This window comes from Neisseria sp. P0021.S007, assembly GCF_051956855.1.
Map to the genome: position 1 here is coordinate 1 of NZ_JBQCXA010000477.1, position 708 is coordinate 708.

A 708-nucleotide genomic window follows, 5' to 3' on the forward strand; every position below is an offset into this window, starting at 1 on the left:
ACAGCACACCGAATACCACTACGACGCCAATCAAAACCTCACCCTCGCCCTCTATCCAGACGGCAGCAAAGAGACCTTCGGCTACGATGCTGCAGGTCGTTTGACCACCCATACCGACGGCGAAGGCCACACCACCTCCTACGAATACGGCCAGGACGGTCTGCCGACCCAACGCACCAATGCGCTGGGCCATACCTTCGGCTACCATTACGACAAAGCCCGCCGCCTAGTCGGCCTCACCAATGAAAACGGTGCGCGCTACCGCTTTGCCTACGACATCCTCGACCGATTGATTGCAGAAAGCGGTTTCGACCATAAGCTGACCGGCTACCGCTACAATGCCGGCAACGAACTGATTGAACAGCGTGAATTCGGCGACGAAGCCTCCCTTGCCGCCAAACTGATGGCGCAGCTGGGCGGACAACCCGTCCCCAAAAAAGAAGCCGCCCCGCTTTCAGACGGCCTCGACAGCCAAACCCCGCTGCGGATTACCGAGTTCAAACGCGATGTATTGGGACGTTTAATCCACACCCTTGCCCGCGATAACGACAAGGTTCAGGAAACCGCTTACCAATACGACCTGGACGGCAACCTCGTCCGCGCCGCCAACAGTCACAGCATTACCTGCTTCGACTACAACGGCAACGGCCAAATCATCGGCCAGCACCAATGGAAAGTACCGGCTAAGGAAGAGAACGCCCGAAACGG

1 pseudogene is annotated in these 708 nt (G+C 57.9%); it reads left to right on the forward strand.

Going from position 1 to position 708, the window contains the following annotated elements:
* Positions 1-100: 100 nt before the first annotated feature.
* Positions 101-708: pseudogene (locus ACTHUR_RS14095) on the forward strand (RHS repeat family protein); the annotation flags it as partial.